This is a genomic window from Paenibacillus jilunlii, assembly GCF_900102965.1.
Taxonomy (GTDB): Bacteria; Bacillota; Bacilli; order Paenibacillales; family Paenibacillaceae; genus Paenibacillus_AQ; species Paenibacillus_AQ jilunlii.
In genome coordinates this window covers 237,285-254,911 of record NZ_FNGM01000003.1, presented here as the reverse complement: position 1 = coordinate 254,911, position 17,627 = coordinate 237,285, and the positions used below count along the sequence as shown (strand labels likewise).

General features: G+C 51.2%; 15 protein-coding genes. 4 read left to right on the top strand and 11 right to left on the bottom strand.

Features of this window, described 5'->3' with window-relative positions; all coding sequences use genetic code 11:
* Positions 1-107 precede the first annotated feature (107 nt).
* Complete coding sequence (locus tag BLQ82_RS08260) at positions 108-641, bottom strand: GrpB family protein (protein WP_244280728.1); 534 nt, start codon at positions 639-641, stop codon at positions 108-110.
* Positions 642-745: 104 nt separating this feature from the next.
* Here BLQ82_RS08260 and BLQ82_RS31885 point away from each other — a divergent pair, with 104 nt between their 5' ends.
* The gene (locus BLQ82_RS31885) at positions 746-916 is read left to right on the top strand and encodes a hypothetical protein (RefSeq protein ID WP_167529894.1); all 171 of its coding nucleotides are present in this window, start codon (positions 746-748) and stop codon (positions 914-916) included.
* A gap of 244 nt (positions 917-1,160) precedes the next feature.
* On the top strand, positions 1,161-1,514 hold the full coding sequence (locus BLQ82_RS08255) for a DUF4190 domain-containing protein (RefSeq protein WP_062528357.1): 354 nt from the start codon (positions 1,161-1,163) through the stop codon (positions 1,512-1,514).
* A gap of 87 nt (positions 1,515-1,601) precedes the next feature.
* Here BLQ82_RS08255 and BLQ82_RS08250 read toward each other — a convergent pair whose 3' ends face one another.
* The 5 genes from BLQ82_RS08250 to BLQ82_RS08230 all read right to left on the bottom strand — a co-directional run bounded on the left by BLQ82_RS08250 (position 1,602) and on the right by BLQ82_RS08230 (position 7,874).
* On the bottom strand, positions 1,602-2,810 hold the full coding sequence (locus BLQ82_RS08250; protein WP_062528358.1) for a response regulator: 1,209 nt from the start codon (positions 2,808-2,810) through the stop codon (positions 1,602-1,604).
* Positions 2,807-4,573, bottom strand: a complete 1,767-nt coding sequence (locus tag BLQ82_RS08245; protein ID WP_062528359.1) for a cache domain-containing sensor histidine kinase — start codon at positions 4,571-4,573, stop codon at positions 2,807-2,809. The genes BLQ82_RS08250 and BLQ82_RS08245 overlap by 4 nt, the downstream gene beginning before the upstream one ends.
* Before the next feature lie 75 nt (positions 4,574-4,648).
* A complete protein-coding gene (locus BLQ82_RS08240; protein WP_060859529.1) occupies positions 4,649-5,473 on the bottom strand; it encodes a carbohydrate ABC transporter permease in 825 nt (274 codons plus the stop codon).
* Between the two features lie 17 nt (positions 5,474-5,490).
* A complete protein-coding gene (locus tag BLQ82_RS08235; protein ID WP_020431037.1) occupies positions 5,491-6,381 on the bottom strand; it encodes a carbohydrate ABC transporter permease in 891 nt (296 codons plus the stop codon).
* Positions 6,382-6,503: 122 nt separating this feature from the next.
* Entirely contained in the window at positions 6,504-7,874 is a 1,371-nt protein-coding gene (locus BLQ82_RS08230; RefSeq protein ID WP_062528360.1) for a sugar ABC transporter substrate-binding protein, read from the bottom strand.
* Between the two features lie 145 nt (positions 7,875-8,019).
* Between BLQ82_RS08230 and BLQ82_RS31880 the strand changes: the two genes are divergently transcribed.
* Complete coding sequence (locus BLQ82_RS31880; RefSeq protein WP_157243867.1) at positions 8,020-8,193, top strand: hypothetical protein; 174 nt, start codon at positions 8,020-8,022, stop codon at positions 8,191-8,193.
* A gap of 412 nt (positions 8,194-8,605) precedes the next feature.
* On the opposite strand, the gene BLQ82_RS08220 is transcribed toward BLQ82_RS31880, so the two are convergent.
* The 5 genes from BLQ82_RS08220 to BLQ82_RS08200 form a co-directional block, all read right to left on the bottom strand.
* Positions 8,606-10,804, bottom strand: a complete 2,199-nt coding sequence (locus BLQ82_RS08220) for a DEAD/DEAH box helicase (protein WP_074648037.1) — start codon at positions 10,802-10,804, stop codon at positions 8,606-8,608.
* On the bottom strand, positions 10,801-12,120 hold the full coding sequence (locus BLQ82_RS08215; protein ID WP_062528363.1) for an ATP-binding protein: 1,320 nt from the start codon (positions 12,118-12,120) through the stop codon (positions 10,801-10,803). Before BLQ82_RS08215 ends, BLQ82_RS08220 begins: the two co-directional genes overlap by 4 nt.
* Entirely contained in the window at positions 12,117-13,814 is a 1,698-nt protein-coding gene (locus tag BLQ82_RS08210; protein ID WP_062528364.1) for a TerB N-terminal domain-containing protein, read from the bottom strand. The genes BLQ82_RS08215 and BLQ82_RS08210 overlap by 4 nt, the downstream gene beginning before the upstream one ends.
* A gap of 161 nt (positions 13,815-13,975) precedes the next feature.
* Entirely contained in the window at positions 13,976-15,190 is a 1,215-nt protein-coding gene (locus BLQ82_RS08205) for an MFS transporter (RefSeq protein WP_062528365.1), read from the bottom strand.
* A gap of 84 nt (positions 15,191-15,274) precedes the next feature.
* Complete coding sequence (locus BLQ82_RS08200) at positions 15,275-16,042, bottom strand: DUF1836 domain-containing protein (RefSeq protein WP_062528366.1); 768 nt, start codon at positions 16,040-16,042, stop codon at positions 15,275-15,277.
* A gap of 115 nt (positions 16,043-16,157) precedes the next feature.
* Here BLQ82_RS08200 and BLQ82_RS08195 point away from each other — a divergent pair, with 115 nt between their 5' ends.
* Positions 16,158-17,480, top strand: a complete 1,323-nt coding sequence (locus tag BLQ82_RS08195; RefSeq protein ID WP_062528367.1) for a hemolysin family protein — start codon at positions 16,158-16,160, stop codon at positions 17,478-17,480.
* Positions 17,481-17,627: the final 147 nt, after the last annotated feature.

Here is a 17,627-nt window from a genome sequence, read left to right as displayed (position 1 = left end):
CCATCAAACTCACATAAATACAAGTAATTCCTATCAATTCCATTGAAATGGCTTTTTAAGATGACTCCCGCCCGCACTACTTGTACATTTTCATTATGAGGAGTTAATCAAATAGTATGTCCAGCCTTCCGCAGAATAGAATGCACTACATCTGTCTTCCCCTCGCAGTAAGCATCGATGTCATACCGGAACTGCTCGGCCAGCTTCAGCTTCACTTCCTCGTATTCCCTGGCGGCTGCCGGGTTGGCCCTCATATAATCCCGGAATGCGATATGCTCCAGGTACCCTTTGCCATCCTTGGGGCATACATACAGATGATATTTCATGAAGCCGTTTTCCTGTGCGCGCCGGAAAGCCTCCCTGCCCTCGATTCCAAGATTGCCCTGATGAACATATCCATACTGGCTTAACCTTTGAACAATCTCCGGGAAAACCTCGTAGCTCTCCATGACCAAGTCAATATCGATGATGGGCTTCGCCGATAGTCCCTCGACGGAAGTGCTGCCGACATGTTCAGCAGCGATGATTAAATCTCCGGTGATTTCAAGTAAAAAATCGCGCAGTCTGATGAATTCCTCCTTCCAGGCGGGATCATAAGGAACCACTTCGACAATTTTAGTTTTTTCAGCGATGTTCTTCACCCTCTTTTATGTAATGAAATTATTATAGCAGCACCAGTCAAATGGCCTAGGATAAAATACAAAACACCGTCTCATACTAAGTTTCAGAGATGGAGGTGAACGTCATGCCCAAAAACAATGCAGATTCCAAGTACGACCGCGCCAATAACCGTGCGGATAAGAAAAATAATCAGCAGAATCATGATCATCTTACCGAGGAGCCTCAAATGGTGAGCAACAATAAAGCCGCTGACTATGTGCCGAGCTTAAACGGAGTTACTAAAAATGAAACTTAGTTGACAAAAAGCTGCACTTTCGTCCGGCAGCGACGGGGTGCAGTTTTTTTATAAGTGCGCGGATTAGAGCAATAATTCGACAATTTTATGGAGGTCATGAGGATGATTTTGTAGTAAAATTGAGGATGAACTACATAGATCAACCGATATACAGTAAAGACAAATTTAAGCATCTCCGGTTGGAAAATATTATATAATACACTGGAGCATGGATTCACACAAACTTTTTAAAAGGAGCAATTACATGAGTTATCAACCGCCACCATTTGGAAACCAGGAGTATTACACACCGCCGCCCCCGCCCGTCAAGACGAACGGCAAGTCGGTTGCCGCCCTGGTGCTCGGGATTTTATCGGTAGTGACCCCTTATATTGGTCTGCTATTCGGAATTATTGCCATCATCCTCTCTGCGATTTCGCTCAAGGAAATCCGTACCCGTTATGAGCAAGGCAAAGGCATGGCTATCGCCGGTCTGGTCTGCGGGATTGTTGGCACCATTATTTATGCGGTTATTATTGCGCTTGTCGTGGTTGCCATTCTTGTTTTTAATGACTACGACGGTGGTTTTAATACCTTCAACAGCTTCAACAACATCTAGTCATTCTTCTCTTTTCAAAAAGGGAAGCAGAAACCGGTTTCGATTACCGGCAGCTGCTTCCTTTTTTGATATGTCCCCGGATGGATATTATTGCGGCGGCGTTCCTTTGTTCAGCAGAATATTGATATTCTGCTGCTGGCGGTACTCGGTGGGCGTTAACTGGTATCGCTTACGGAACATCTGGGTAAAATGCTTCATGTCCTGATAACCCACCCGCTCGGCGATCTCTGCCAGCTTCAGCCGCGGATTAAGCAGCAGCAGCTTGGCCTGTTCCAGCCGCAGCGAAGTCACATACTCTTTGTAGCCCTGCCCGGTCTTTTGCTTGAACAGCTGGCTGAAATATGCCGGATTCAGGAACACCACCGAAGCCATTTTTTCCAGGGACAGGTCTTCATAGAAATGCTCCTTGATATAATGCAGGGCGACATCTATCGCTTTCTCACCGCTTCCCTTCATCGGCTCAAGCTCCAGCACCTGTGAAGCAGACGCTTCGCTCATCCGCTTGACGACCTGCGGAACCGTGCTGAAATCATAGCTGAGGCCAGAGTGGATCACTTGAAAAGGAATTTTTATATAGTGGGAAAGATGTTCCTTGACCTCACTCTGGAACTGCTGAATCGAAGCATCCTCCCGCAGGGTAATGAGGCCCAGCAGACTTTGGCGGCCGTAGCTGACAACGAACCCGCGCCCGTGCAGCTCAATGAGCTCTGACAGCACATTCTCGACAATAAAATGCTCCAGCCGGATACTCCTGTCCTCCGCATCCAGCTGAACCATCACCATATAGAAATGCTTATAATCTTCAATAAAAGGCTCAATATCCAAATTGCCGATATCCAGCCCTGAAGCCAGACGCTGAAATACGCCTTCCCTCAGAAACCGCAGACTGGCCTTCAGTCTCTCGCCCTGCTTGGACATATCGTTGTCCTGCTCAATTTCAGCAGTCAGGTTGTTGATCAATTCCAGCAGCTTATTTTTGCCGATAGGCTTAAGCAGGTAATCCCTTGCCCCGAGACGTACCGCTTCCTGGGCATAAGAGAATTCGCTATGCGCCGAGATTACAACCCATTTCACATAAGGATACCGGCGCTTAGATATCTTCATGAATTCGAGACCGCTCATCCCCGGCATCAGGATATCGGTCAGAACGATGTGAATCCGCTGTTCTTCCATAATCTTGACCGCTTCTTCCGCCTTAGCCGCCACAAAAACCTGATGATCCGGACTAATCTGTCCGATAGTACGTCTGATGCCTTCGCGTATTACCCGTTCGTCATCGGCTACGAGAATATTCACGTAAATATATCTCCTTCCAACCTAATCGGCAGCACAATGGCCACCTGAGTCCCTACTCCGGGAAAACTCTGGATTTGCAGGCCGTATTCCTCACCGAACATATGCTGCATACGGCGGTGCAGATTTTGCAGGCCGATGCCGCCTTTGCCGCCTTCTTTGGGACTTTCGCCGCTTAGAGACTGCTGCAGACGCTCCAACTGTCCAGCGGTCATCCCTTCTCCATTGTCCTCCACAATCAATTTGAGGATGGAATCCTCTTCATGAGTATACACCTTCAGAATCCCTTGGCGGCTGAGCGATTCAAGCCCATGCTTGACGGCGTTCTCAATTACGGGCTGGACGGTCATCTTCGGAACGCGGATATTCAGCCAGCGCTCGTCGATATCCATGACGATCTTCAGCCTTCCTTCCAGACGGATGGAAATGATCTTCAGATAATGGCCGATCTGCTCCAGCTCTTCACGCAGTGTAACCGCTGCCGCATCTTCCCACTGGCTGCTGTAGCGGAACATAGATGACAGGGAGAGCACCAGCTCGCCGAGCTGCTCATTCCCCTCCTCATCCAGCATCCAGTAGATCATATCCAGTGTGTTGTAGAGAAAATGCGGATTGACCTGGGACTGCAGCGCGTGCAGCTCGGCATTTTTTTCACTGACGGAAGACAGCTTCACGCGTTCGATCAATTCCTCAATCCGCCGGACCATCCGGTTAAATGAAGCGACGAGAATATTGATCTCCTGGTAGGACGACACATTGACCATCCCCCGGAAGTTTCCAATCTCCACCTGCCTCATCTCGCGGATCAGCTTTTTCAGCGGCGAGGAAATGGTCTTGGAAACCATGGAAGCGATTAGCGTTGAAACAATGATCAGAATCGAGATCACGATCAGCAGATAACGCTTCATCTCGTTCAGCTCTACGTTGAGATCCTGATCCGGTGTAATACTCATAACCCACCATCCTGAAAAGGACAGCTTCGAGGCAACCACCAGACGGCCCGCTTCCTGCCGGACAATCTGATTCTGGAAATTCTTCAAGGAAGGCAAGGTTTCCAGCACAGGCGCCGGGTCCGTTGCCGAAGTTACAAACCTCCCATCCTCAGACATGAGATACACCTGGCTGTGCGCGCCTAGCTTGAGGTTCTCCAGAGCGTCCAGCACAGGCTGGGGGTTCGTTTCGTAGAGAACAATGCCGATGGGCTTGTGTTCATTAAGATCATAGATCTGCCGGCCAAAAGCAAACACCGGACTATCCTCCACCTGGTCAATCAGAGAATGCTGATATACGCCGAGCCAGACCATTTTCCCGGATGAGGCTTGAAGCTGCTTGTACCAGTCCTGACTGCGGTATTTAGGGTCGACTACATTCATATAGTTCCCGTAATTATAGATTTTGCCCTTGTCAGTAATGACATGAATACCCACCAGGTCGTCCCGTGAATAAAAAATCGAGCCGATAATGTTGGTAATGGTCTGCTCGTTGATGTAGGCTACCGCCGGTTCATCCGTTGTTTCATTAATCAAGCGAATCATCTCGAAGTTGTTGCTGAGTGATTTGGACAATGCGTCATACCCTTTGTAGAGCAGGCTGAACAGGCCGGCCGTCTGGGAGACATTTTTTTGCGACAAATCACTGATCTTCTCATGCAGCTGCACAGTAGTCCGGTTATAGTACAGCAAGCTGACAATAAGCAGAATACTGGACATGCAAAAAAGAAACAGCAAGAACAACCGATGATGGATGGAATGAAAGCCGCTCTTCATAGGACTCTCTCCTTTCAACACCCTGTCCTGCCGTTCCTTATTATAAATCCATGATAATTTCATTTGCAATGGTGATTAACCTTTGACCGCACCCGCAACCATGCCCTTGGTAATTTTGTTCGACAGGAAGAAGTAGATCAGGATAACCGGCAGTGCCCCCATGACCAGGAATGCCCCGATGTTGCCGTAATTGACTGAATATTGGCTGACAAAGGTGTATACCCCGAACGGCAGTGTTTTCAGCTTCTCGGAAGAAATAAAGGTTGCCGCCAGGATATATTCATTCCAGATGTTGATAAAGGTCAGAATGCATACCGTCATCACCGGCGGGATCGACACCGGCAGTATAATGCTGCGGAAAATCCGGTATACGCTCGCACCATCGATGAATGCCGATTCCTCAATTTCATGCGGGATATCTCTCATGAACCCGGAGAGGATGAACACGGCAATCGGTGTGGAAAAGGCAATGTAAGGCAGAATCAGCGATAAATGCGTGTTCAGCACGTGAATGTTCTTGAAAATAATCATCAGCGGCAGCAGTGTCGCCTGCATCGGAATCATCATGCCCATCAGGAAGATGGTCATAACGATATTGCCGTATTTCCAGCGGAAACGCGAGATGGCATAAGCCACCATGGAGGCCAGCACAATTACGCAGATCATTGTAACGCCGGTAACAAACACGCTGTTGGACAAGTACTTCAGATAGCTGCCGGAAGTATAAGCTTCACTGTAGTTATGCCATTGAAAGGATTTGGGGAAGGAGAAAAAGCTGCCGTCCATAATCTCTTCATTGGTCTTCAGTGAATACAGCACCAGCCAGAGCAAAGGATACAACTGGGTCACTACAGGAATTGCGAAAAGAAGATACACGATTCCTTTTTTGAATTTTCGCATGATCGCGCACTCCTTTTCTAATTAAATTTGCGTTCAATTCTATTGAATATGGTATTGATGAATCCCGTGAAGACCAGACAGACTATAACCAGGAAGCTGGCAATCGCACTGCCGTATCCGTACTTCAAAGACATAAATGAGCTGTTGTACATATGGGTGGAGATGACGTCGGTTGCATGAGCCGGACCACCCGCTGTCATAACCATTACCAGATCGAAGGCCTGCAGGGAACCGATAAACGCCAGTACAATCGATATTTTGAAGATCGGGACAATCAGCGGAAGGGTGATGTAGCGGTCCGCTTTGAATCCGTCTGCCCCGTCGATTTTTGCCGCTTCATAAAGCTCATCCGGAATATTCTGTACGCCGGTGTACTGGATCAGCAGATGGTAGCCGAAGAACTGCCACAAGGAGACAAAGTATAGCGCAAACATGGCAATTTTGGGTTCGGTAAGCCAGTTATGTGTCCAGCTGTCCAGTCCCAGTGAGATTAGAACGCCGTTAAGCATACCGCCCATGGATGCCGGGTTGTAGACCGTTTTCCACAGCTGCCCAATAATGACGACAGACAGAATGACCGGTGTAAAGTAGATCGAAACCAATGTGTTTCCTCTTCTGACATAACGGTTAAGCAGAATAGCCATTCCCAGGCAAAGAGGAATTTCCAGCATAGATGCTACAGCGTAGAGCAAGGTTCTTCTTACCGACGGCCAGAACACCGGGTCATTGAAGAACATATCTTTGAAATTGCCGAATCCGACAAACTGGGCAGACGTAAGGCCGTCCCATTTCAATAAGCCGGTATACAGTGAAACCAGTATGGGGATAAACACAAGGCACACATACAAGAGCAGACATGGCAACACGAAGACGGCTATTGTGCGTGCTGGCACCTTAAGTACTTTCATCTTTCCCGCCTCCTAAACAAGCAGATTCTTTGTCTATAGCAGATGTAATTTCTTGTGATAAATTTGGTGCGAAGAAGCCGGAATCAGCTTGCTTCGCACCGAAGGTGGACGTTTAGGCCTGCTTATTTATTCGCTTCAAAAGCGGTTTGATGTTCTTTGGCTACCGCTGCGGAATCCATCTTCTGTACGAACAGGTTCTGGATACTGCTGAGGTGCACCTGCGAGGTTGCAGGGTTCATCGTGTTATCGAATGAAAGGTCGCCGCCTTTCACTTGGTTGAACAGACCAGCAATAGTGATCGCCAGATCGGAGTAACCGGCTGCTTTGAGGTCGCCGTCTACTTTTTGGCCCAAGCCTACAGCGTTTTTCAATTCAAATTGTTTCTTAGGCAGATTGCTGGCAAAGAAGTTGAGGAAATCTTTGGTTTCCTGCAGATGCTCGCTGTTAGCAGATACTGCGAATGCGCTGCCTGGTGCCAGCATGAATTCGTTAGGATCACCTTTGCCGTTCACGGTCGGGAATTGGAAAGCTCCAACTTTGCCGGCTACGGAAGAAGCATCAACTGCACCTGTTTCCCATGAACCGATGACCCACATTGCTGCTTTACCGGATTTGAAGATATTTCCGCCGGCATTGGCGTCGATGGAAGTAGCGCCATCAGGGAATGCGCCCGCTTGAACCAGCTGTTGGAAAGCGTCTACAGCTTCTACAAAAGCAGGATCTTCAAAAGTTTTCTTGCCATCCATGACATCCTGCAGGAAGCCAGGGCCGCCGTTGGTGCGGAGCAGAATGTTCATGAACAGGAAGGAGCCCGTCCAGGAATCCTTTTCACCGATGGCCAGTGGCGTAATGCCTTTGTCTTTGAGGATCTTCACATCTTTAAGCATTTCTTCAAAGGTGGTTGGTGTATTGGCGATTCCAGCCTGGGCGAACAAATCTTTGTTGTAGAACACCACTTCGATATTGTTGCCGTCGGGCAGCGCGTATACATTGCCGTCAAAGCTGTAGTAATCCAGCAATCCCGTTTGATAGGTGTCTTTCAGGCCGTTCTGGTCCAGCATGTCGTTCAGTGGAGCGAACAATCCAGCATCTACAAACGGTTTCATTTGTGCAGCCGGGTTCACGATGGTAATGTCCGGGACCTCTTTGGAAGCCGCCTGGGTTTTGAGCTTCACTTTTTGCTGGTCGGTGTTCAGCGTATCCAGTTCGATCTTGACATTCGGATGCTCTTTCTCGTACTGCTCACTCAACTCATGTACCATTTTGTAGGACGGTGTCGTAGGATCGGGATAGATGTTCTGGAAGGTGATGGTTACCTTCTTGTCACTCTTCGTTGTGTTCGTTGCTGTACCACTGTTAGTTTTGTCAGGTGCTGCGCTTGACGCTGCATTATTCTTGCTGTTGTCGTTTGAGTTGCCGCAGGCCGCAACGCTTAATGCCATTGCAGCTGTGAGTGCGACGGTGAATGTTGTCTTCATTTTTCTGTTGACCATGAATCAATGCCCCCTGTGTTCGTGATAGGTTTATTATCTTCTGATTAAGCGCTTCCAACAAGGTGCGAACTACAGAAATAAGGTTTGTTTTTTCTAGGAGTATAGCGGAGTATAGAATGAAAAAAGCTGGCGGGTGAATTAAAACATGGGGCTGGCGATGGCCGGAATGCAGAGCTTGCGATGCCCGGAATTGAATTTCAGATTAGCGTTGCCTGGAGAACCCATTGTCACCCCTTCGGTCATTCCAAGTGGAAAAAGGGTAACTATTTTGCTTGTGCACCCAATTTCTCCGCAGGTGAAGTGGAAAAAGGGCAACTAATTCAGCTCATTTCGGCCCTGAAGAGGAAATATGGCCTAATTAAGTTTCCTTTTTCCACTTCAATCTCACAATTGCTGATTTTGGGGAGAAATAAGTTCACTTTTTCCAACTAGCACTGCTCACCTGCTTCTTTGAATGACGCGCTAGTTAGAAAAAAGCTCAAAAAATGCTATCTACTTTGACTGACTTCCACCCTTTTGGGTACTCTGCTGAATTTACTGCTACTTAACTTCAACTTCATGCACACGCCTTGACGGCCCGCTCGGCTGGATACCGCGACGCGCCAACCTTCATTAACAAAAGGGAAACCATAACCTCCTAAACAGTAAAAAAAAGAACTCCCGGACATCGAGAGTTCCCGCATTACTGAATACTGCAAAGACAGGCTTTTTAGGTGTCTCAGCTTGCCTTTTTATTCTGCCTCCTTCCACTGCTTCAGCACCTCTACCAATCCCGGAACATCCAGGCCGTCGAGGGAAAAGGCTTTGCGCAGCAGGTCGTGGGGAATGAATTCGTCATATTTGCCAAGGTAAGGCGCTTCATCGGGTCCCAGGAGAGCAATCGGATCTGGTGCGGCGGTGGCTTCGGCGATGATCTCCTGCTCGAGCGTTTCTGCATCTGTCTTTCCGGAAACGACCATATAATAAGGCTCCATAGGGGTCACAGAACGCAATCCCAGCGGGCCTTTGAGATTATTCTTCAGCAGCCGTTCCAGCGTCCGGAACTGCCGGCTCCCCGCCCAGGGCAGAATGAACATCGAATCCCCTCCGGCCGGAAGCACCGAATGCTTGAGCAGTCCGCTTTCCTTGGCCAGACGGCGGGCCCGTTCGAGTCTCGCTGCCGCGCTGGGCGCCAGATAGGGATATAGTGCCGTAGCTCCCAGCACCTCACGGATTTTGGTCATAATGCGGGTATGCACATCCCCGCCCGCACCCAGCCATAAGGTGTCTACTTTGCCGCGCGAGCCTTTGACATATACGGCTTTATGGCGGTTATCCACCTCTTCGACCTTCCACAGCTTGCCCGCAAGGGTGAAGCAGTATCCCGGTGGCGGGACAGTGGTTATTGAGCCAATCTCTTCGGTGCCGTTATATACCACGTGCTCCTCATCGTCTTTGAAGACCGCATAGAAACGGAAGTTATTGACGATCTTCTCCCCGGCCAGCCCAACCAGCAGGCTGCCCTCATCCATGGTCTCAATATGGCCCATGCCGATCATATATTCCATGAACGCATCATAATCTCCCGGCTCGATGCCGCTGAAGGACGGCAGGCTCAGCACGGCCGCCTTCAGATCCTCCGGCTCCGCTTCGCCCATGCTCTTCAGGATGCTCATCGTCTGATGGTAGAGCAGCCCCACCGGAAGCTGGCGCACGGCCAGCGGCTCGACCCATTTCTCGCGCACGTAGAGCTCGATGACGGCGATAGCCCGCAGCAGCGTCCACGGCATCCGCGCCGGAAGCTGGGCCTCCTCGTCCTCTTCCTCCGGCGTGACGAAGACCATCTCCGAAGCGGCGTCGCCCCGCCGCCCGGAGCGTCCCAGCCGCTGCACGAAGCTCGCGCAGCTGTAAGGCGCACCGAGCTGGAGCACGCGCTCCAGCTCGCCCAGGTCAATGCCCAGCTCCAGCGTCAGCGTGGCTGCCGCCACCGCCGGGCCGGGCCCCTGACGGAGCGCAGCCTCCGTCTCTTCACGCAGCATCGCGGAGATGCTGCCGTGATGGACATGGAACACGTCGCGCTCCCCGCGCTTCGCAGCAAGCCGCCGCATCTCCAGGATGGCCTCCTCGGCATCCGAGCGGCTGTTGGTGAAAATGAGCGCCTTCTTCAGATGCGTATGGTCATAGATGAAGCCATAATACGCCTGCCGCGCCCGCTCCAGATGCTCGGCCTGCACTTCGTCCCGTGCATCCGGGAAAGAGAAATGCTCTACGCTGAGGCGCAGCTTGCGCCCGCCCTGCGGTGCGGAGACTTCCACGCTCTCGCGGGTACCGGCGGCCAGCCATTCCGTAACGGAAGCGTAGTCGCTCAGCGTGGCCGACAGCCCGATCCGCCGCGGGTGGCAGCCGGCCATGCGCGAGATCCGCGCCAGCTGGCTAAGCACCTGGATGCCGCGGTCCGCCCCCATGAAGGCATGCACTTCATCGACTATAATGAAGCGAAGATCATGGAACAATGCCGGAATAGCGTTGGGGCGGTTCATCAGCAGCCCTTCCAGCGATTCCGGGGTAATCTGCAGCACGCCCGAGGGATTCTGCATCAGCTTTGTCTTGTCTGCCTGCGGCACATCTCCATGCCAATGCCAGACCGGAATGTTCCCTTCACGCAGCAGGTCGTTCAACCGGGTGAACTGGTCATTGATCAGCGCCTTAAGCGGTGCAATGTAAAGAATGCCTACCGAAGCTGAAGGAGCTTCATGCAGTTGGGTAAGGGCCGGAAAGAAAGCTGCTTCCGTCTTGCCGGAAGCCGTTCCGGAAGCAATGAGCAGATGATGCGGCGTATCGAACAGCACACGGCAGGCATCCACTTGGGCTTCGCGCAGCGTTTCCCAGCGGTTCTTATAGATAAATTCCTTGATAAACGGTGCCAGCCTGTAGAACGGATTGCTGCTCATAGATCAAACTCCGCCAGGAATCCGTCCAGCTCATTCGTTGCCGGTTCGGCAGGCTTGGCCGTCCGCTCGCCGACAAGCTTATCGAACGACAGTTCCGGATGCTGATGCAAGGTATGCAGCAGGTCCATGAAATCCCGCACGACTTCACGTGCGGTGAGCAGCTCGTCTGCCCCCAGCCGGCCTACGGCTTCCTCCATGAAATGCACCAGCTGCTCCTGCGCCAGCTTAGCTTCATACCCGTAATGAAGGGCATGTATATCCCGCAGCTTCTGCAGCAGCACCAGAATTTCCTCGTGGGAGAGCATCTCCAGGGCAATAATCGGCCCGGTAAAATTATTCAGCCCCGTCCCGCCATAACGTCCGGCGACGAGCCGTGAACGCAGGGCTTCGTAGCTGAACAGCCCGCGCCGGCTGTCTTCGACAAACTGGGGGGTCCCGCCGATAAAAATCCCCAGCCGCTCCGCCTTGCCCTGCATCGTATCATTGAACATAGTCAGCAGCTTCTCATAGTTGCTCTGGCGTGAGATGCTGTTGGTGATCTTATACAGGTTCACACCTTCATCAATAAACAGCAGCAGCCCCTTATAGCCGATGCTCCCTGTGAACTCAGCCCATAGCTTCATATAATCGTACCAGTTATCATCGTCGATGATGACCCCTACCCCCAGAGCCTTGCGCGCTTCGGTGCGGGTAGCGAACTCGCCGCGCAGCCAGCGCAGGGAATCCTGCTTCAGCCCGTCATCGGCAAGCTTGTGGCCGTTCCAGTAGGTTGCCAGCACCTTGGCAAAATCAAATCCGTGCACAAGTCCGCGCATTTCGGAAGCCACTGTATAGATCCGCTGCTCCACCTCTTGTCCAAGCTGCGGGGCGTCGGGACCGCAGCCTTTCTCCTGCATCACGGCTTGCTGAAGGCTGATGATCCACTTCTGGAGGATCATCTCCAGCGCTCCGCCGTCCGGGCGTGTGCGTGTGGAGAGATGGCTCATCAGCTCCCGGTAAGTGGCCAGGCCCTGCCCTTTGGTTCCAACCAGCCGCCGTTCCGGGGACAGGTCGGCATCCGCAACCACAAAGTCCCGGTCCATGGCGTAATTGCGGATAATCTGCAGCAGGAAGCTTTTGCCGCTGCCGAATTTGCCGGTGATCAGCTTGAAGGCAGCTCCGCCCTCTGCGATGTTCTCCATATCCCGGAGTATGGACTCGACCTCGGGCCTGCGGCCCACCGCGATATGCTCCAGACCAATACGCGGTACTACTCCCGCAGTCAGTGAGTTCACGAGCGCAGTCGTCATCCGCTTTGGTATTTTAAGTTCACTCATCGATCATTCACCCCACCCAAGTATTGCAGCATTGGCATAAATTCCCCGTTCAACTCTTCTTCATCTATAAGCAGATCACCAAGCAGGTCCATAGCAGTCTCATTAATCCCATCGACCAGCAGCTCCGCCATTGTTCCGCCTGCTGAAGCCAAATGCTGTACCGCTGCCATTCCCCTGCCTTCCGCAAGCGCACGAACCGCCTCCCGCTCCAGCGGAGTCAGCGCCGCAGCAAATGAATGCCACAGCGCAGCAGCGCCATTGGCGGAATCCTGCTGGACCTCAGCCACAGCACCGCTTGCTTCTCCAATTGAAGCCGCTTCGGAACCGGCAGGCCGCTTCACAGCTTCATGCCCCTCCTCAGCTGACGCTTCACTGGCGTCTTCAGCTCCCGCTGGATCAGCCGATTGAACTTGCTTACCAGCCTCATCTGCAGCTGGTACCTCCGTCCGTCCCGTCACATCACCGTCAGCCTCTGCTTCGGCAGACCGTCCCTCAAACTCTCCGGCCTCTTCAACCGTAAGCAGCGTCCTCACGATGTCAGAATCGTTCTGAAGCTGTTCAAGCTTCTTAGCATCAATGACAACGGCCGGCCCCTTTTCCAGCTGCTCCGCCTTGCGGAATTCGCGCTGCAGGAACCGCATTACCAGATCCGCCATGTCCGCTTCAACTCTTACATCCTTCAATCTGCCCCGGTAGCCCAGCAGCTCCCGCAGCTTGTTCTCCGTCAACCGGAACAGGCGTGTAATCAGACTGCGCAGTGGTGGAGATTTACTGATCCGCACCACAGGGACAAGCACAGAATAACCATACAATGAGATGTCATATACTGCACTGCGAAACAGATAACGCTCCCTGACCACTGCCGGACCCGGAGGAAACATACCAATCAGATTCGAGCCGTGCTTGCGGGCCACATAAGCGTCAATCAACGCAACCACCTGTGGAATATAACGCTCCGCCGCAGCTTTGCCTTCACCCGCATAAAATTTCGATTTGCTGATATCGTAATCCGACATCACAGTCAGCACTTCAAAAGTAAGCTGCTCCGGTGCTGCGGTCAGACAGCGCATCAGCTCAAGCTCAGCCAGATCACCGGCAAGACCGCGTGAACGGGCGACAATCCCCGACAGCGGAACATCCAGGTGATGGACCAATGAGAAATCCGCAATCCAGCCGCCCAGATATTGATCCAGTCTTTTATATTGATCCCGGTAGGCTTCCCATAACAAATTCAGCTGACGGTATCCATCCTCAGGCTCGTCCCATCCTACACCATTGATCAGCTCATAGACATGCAGAAAGATATAAGACAGATCTGTTTTGGGATATCTGCCGTGTCTTACCTCATCCCGCCAAAAGAAATACCATCTGCTCTGCGCCCCGGTCATGTGACCATAGGTGGGCCAGTAGCTTTTGAAAGGAACAAACAGCGATGCCGTTTCCTTGTGATCTACCAGCTCCCTGGCGCGGGCCACGAACTGGCTCTCCGTCGTCGTTACCGGCTCTTGCGGCTCTTCCATATCCCATAGCTGAAGCTGTATGGTGGTATCTTCCGGAGCTTTTTTCTTCGGAACGGCTGCCGGAGGCCTGGGAACCTTGAGGTCAGCCGAAGCACGCGGAGGAATCGGCAGATTCTGCTCCGTGCTCTCCCACACCAGCTCTGTAAAATGCGGCTCTTTTCCGTCTCTGCTCAAGTCTCTCCCCCCGATTCCGGTCTTACGAAAAAACGGTCCTGTTCACAGAAGTGAAGGAACCGTTTGTGTTCTTCCGGTATGAATAAACCTGTCTAAATAACCTACTACTAATATTAGCATTCTTGCTTGACCAACATCAAGCCTCAGGTGGAGATTGAAGGCTAACTCAGTTCAAGGCCTTTTGTTTCCTTACCCAGGAACAGCACGGCTAAAGCACCGATAATAATTGTCACAAAAAACAGCATGAATATCGTACCGATTCCTACCGCGTTGCCGACCATGACCCCAACCAGCGTAGGTGCGATAATCCCGCCAATCCGGCCAAAAGAAGTCGCAAGGCCTGCTCCCGTTGAGCGGATAGCTGTGGGATACAGCTCCGGCGTATAAGCGTACATTCCGCCCCATGCCCCGAGATTGAAGAACGACAGGCAGATTCCTGCAGCCATCAGCATGCCCTCCGTGTTGGAATTCCCGAACCAGGCAGCACTGGCGGCTGTGAGCAGCAGATAGATTACAAGCACGAATTTGCGGCCGAATTTCTCAATGAAATAAGCGGCAGTGAAGTAGCCGGGGAGTTGTGCCAGCGTCATAATCAGCACGTATTCAAAGCTTTTGACAAGACTGAAGCCTTTGATCACCATAACCGTAGGCAGCCACAGAAACATGCCGTAATAAGAAAAAACGACCGTGAACCACAAAATCCAGAGCATGATTGTCGACCGGCGGTATTCCCCGGACCAGACTGTGGCGATACGGCTCCGTAAAGGTACAGGAGCTTTCTTCTGGATCTCTGCGAATCTCGGAGAGTCATCAATCGCCCGCCGCAAGTATAGTGCATAGAGTGCAGGAACCGCACCAATAGCGAAAGCTACTCTCCAGCCGTAATCCGGAATCACAAAATATGCGATCAGCGCCGAAAGAATCCAGCCGACCGCCCAGAAGCTCTCCAGCAGGACCACCGCCCGGCCTCTTTCCTTGGCGGGCATGCTCTCGGAGACCAGCGTCGAGGCCACGGGAAGCTCTCCCCCAAGCCCAAAACCGGCGATAAAGCGCAGGACACACAGCATCGCATACCCGGCGGCAAAAGCCGATAACCCGCTGGCCAGCGAGAAAATAAGCAGGGTCCATAACAGCACCGATTTGCGGCCGAAACGGTCGGCCAGAATGCCTGCAGCCGCCGCTCCCACGGCCATGCCTATGGAATTAATACTGGTCAAATATCCGATTCTCTCCGGTCCGAGGCCCCATTCCTTGGCAAGCGCCGCCACCACAAAAGAAATCATTCCCACATCCATCGCGTCAAACATCCAGCTAAGGCCAGCACTGAACAACAGCTTTCTTCGCTTCGGATTGTGCAGCAGCGACATATTATTCATACATTTTGCACCTCTTTCCTAACTCCGCTATCCAACCTGGTTTTTATTGCCTGTTTCACTTACACAATTCTATGTTTGCCGGGTTCAAAAATCAAGGAATAACGCCGCATTGCAGTATTGGCGGGCCAAAGCCTGGAAATAGCAGGTCTGAACCGAGATCGCCGCAATCATCAGCATATTCCGCACAGCATGCCGCTGGGATCTTGTCAAATGGTTCAAACGCTGCATCATATTTTCGAGCGAAACCTTTAGCACCTTATCAGCTCTTGATGAATACATCTGCTGTGCGCTGGGGTCTGCAAGTCCCTGAACCGGAAGCACCGGACTGCTCTTAATCTCCTCGAACAACTCCGCATATGCGTGATACAGCTGGGCAGGTTCGACCAGATCATCATCGTCCCGCTCCGGTGCCAGGAAGAGCAGCCGGAACAGCTGGCGGATACTCCCGAAATCGAGGGCAGCCTTCAGATCATCGATCATAAATAAAAGCGCAGCCTGATTGACGGAATATTTTTTCCCCTCTCTGGGGGAGCCCAGATATTCTTTGAAGTCGCGTTTTACCCAATTCTGCATAGAAGTGGCAGAAAGTGTAGAATACTCAATCAGGTGGCCCAGGGTGGCGATTTCTCCAAGCGACAACCCCTTTACATGGCTGCCTTTAATCAGCTTTTGCAGAATGGGAGGAATCTCCGTGGACAGAAAAGCCGGGAGGGAAGCCCCCTTTTCCACCTCTTCATAATGAAATTTTGACCATGCATCCTGCAGGATATGCAGCGGCTTTCGTTCAATAGTTCCGTTCAGGGACAGCAGCAATTCGGACATTTCGATCCGGGTGAGTGTAAAAGCTTCCATATATGGCACCCCTTCGCCATTTGATTTTCCATTGAAAAGTTCGTACAATGAGTTCATGTGAACTCATAATATGAGTATAACCTATTTTAACAACGAGAGGGATGGTAAAGATTATATGGGTATAGGACTTAGTTTGACGCTTGTGGCAATTTTGATCATTTTAACCGCTTTTTTTGTAGCGACGGAATTTGCATTGGTACGGCTGAGAGGCAGCCAGATTAGCCAGATGGTGCTGGAGGGCAAAAAAAACGCCTTGGCAGTTCAAAGGGTTGCAGCCAACCTTGACGGCTATTTGTCTGCTTGCCAGTTGGGGATCACCATTACAGCACTGGGGATTGGGGCCTTGGCAGAGCCTGCTTTTGAGCAGCTCCTGATTCCATTGTTCGATCTTGGGAATATCAGCCACAGTGTGAGTGAGCCCATTGCTTTTGCCCTGGCATTCATTATTGCCACATTCCTGCATGTCGTAGTCGGTGAACTTGCCCCGAAGACGGCCGCTATCAATATTCCGGAGAAAATTGGTCAAATTACCTCACCGCTGATTATTTGGTTCTACAAAATATTGTACCCGCTGATTTGGTTAATGAACGGTTCCGCCAACCTGCTGGTCCGCATGTTCGGAATGAAGCCGGCAAGCGAGCATGGAGATGCGCATAGCGAAGATGAGATCCGTCTGATTCTCTCCGAGAGCTATGAGAGCGGTAAAATCAACAAAGCCGAATATGGCTATGTGAACCGTATCTTCACCTTTGATGAAATGCTGGCCAAAGAGATTATGGTGCCCCGGACGGATATGGTATGCCTGTTCACCAACCATTCTCTGAAAGAGAATTTTGAAATCATCCGCAAGGAGCAATACACCCGCTTCCCGGTGGCCGATGGCAGTAAAGACAATATTATCGGAATGATTAATACCAAACAGCTGTATTTGAAGTATGACAACAATCCGGATTTCGATTTCAAAAGCCTGATTCTGCCGCTCCTCACCGTGTCCGAAGTCACTCCTGTCAAAACACTGCTGACCCGGATGCAGAAAGAGCGTGTGCATATCGCCCTGCTGCTTGATGAATACGGCGGAACCTCCGGCCTGATTACCATCGAGGACATCCTTGAAGAAATTGTCGGTGAAATCCGCGATGAGTTTGACGGAGACGAACGCCGCAATATCGAGAAGCTGAGTGATTCTCATTATTTATTCGACGGGAATGTCTCTGTCCTGGAAGTCAAGGAACTGACAGGTCTTGATCTGCATGATGATGAAGTGACTACAATCGGTGGATGGCTGTACAGTCACCTGGAAGATCCCGCTATCGGTAAAAGTATAACGCATGAAAATGTGACCCTTACCGTCCGTGAAATGAACCGCCACCGCATCCGCAGAGTAGAGTTTGAACTTGCACAGCCGGGATCTGAAGATTCGAAATCGTTGCCGGAATAATCGTATATATAGAACAAAAGGCGCTCCAAATGCGGAGCGCCTTTTGTTTTGGATAGATTACATGGACTCAGATCCGTCTGGAAAAATCCTGCTCAATCTCCATTATTATAATTAATGCAATTAATAATCTAGTATTATTAACGTCAT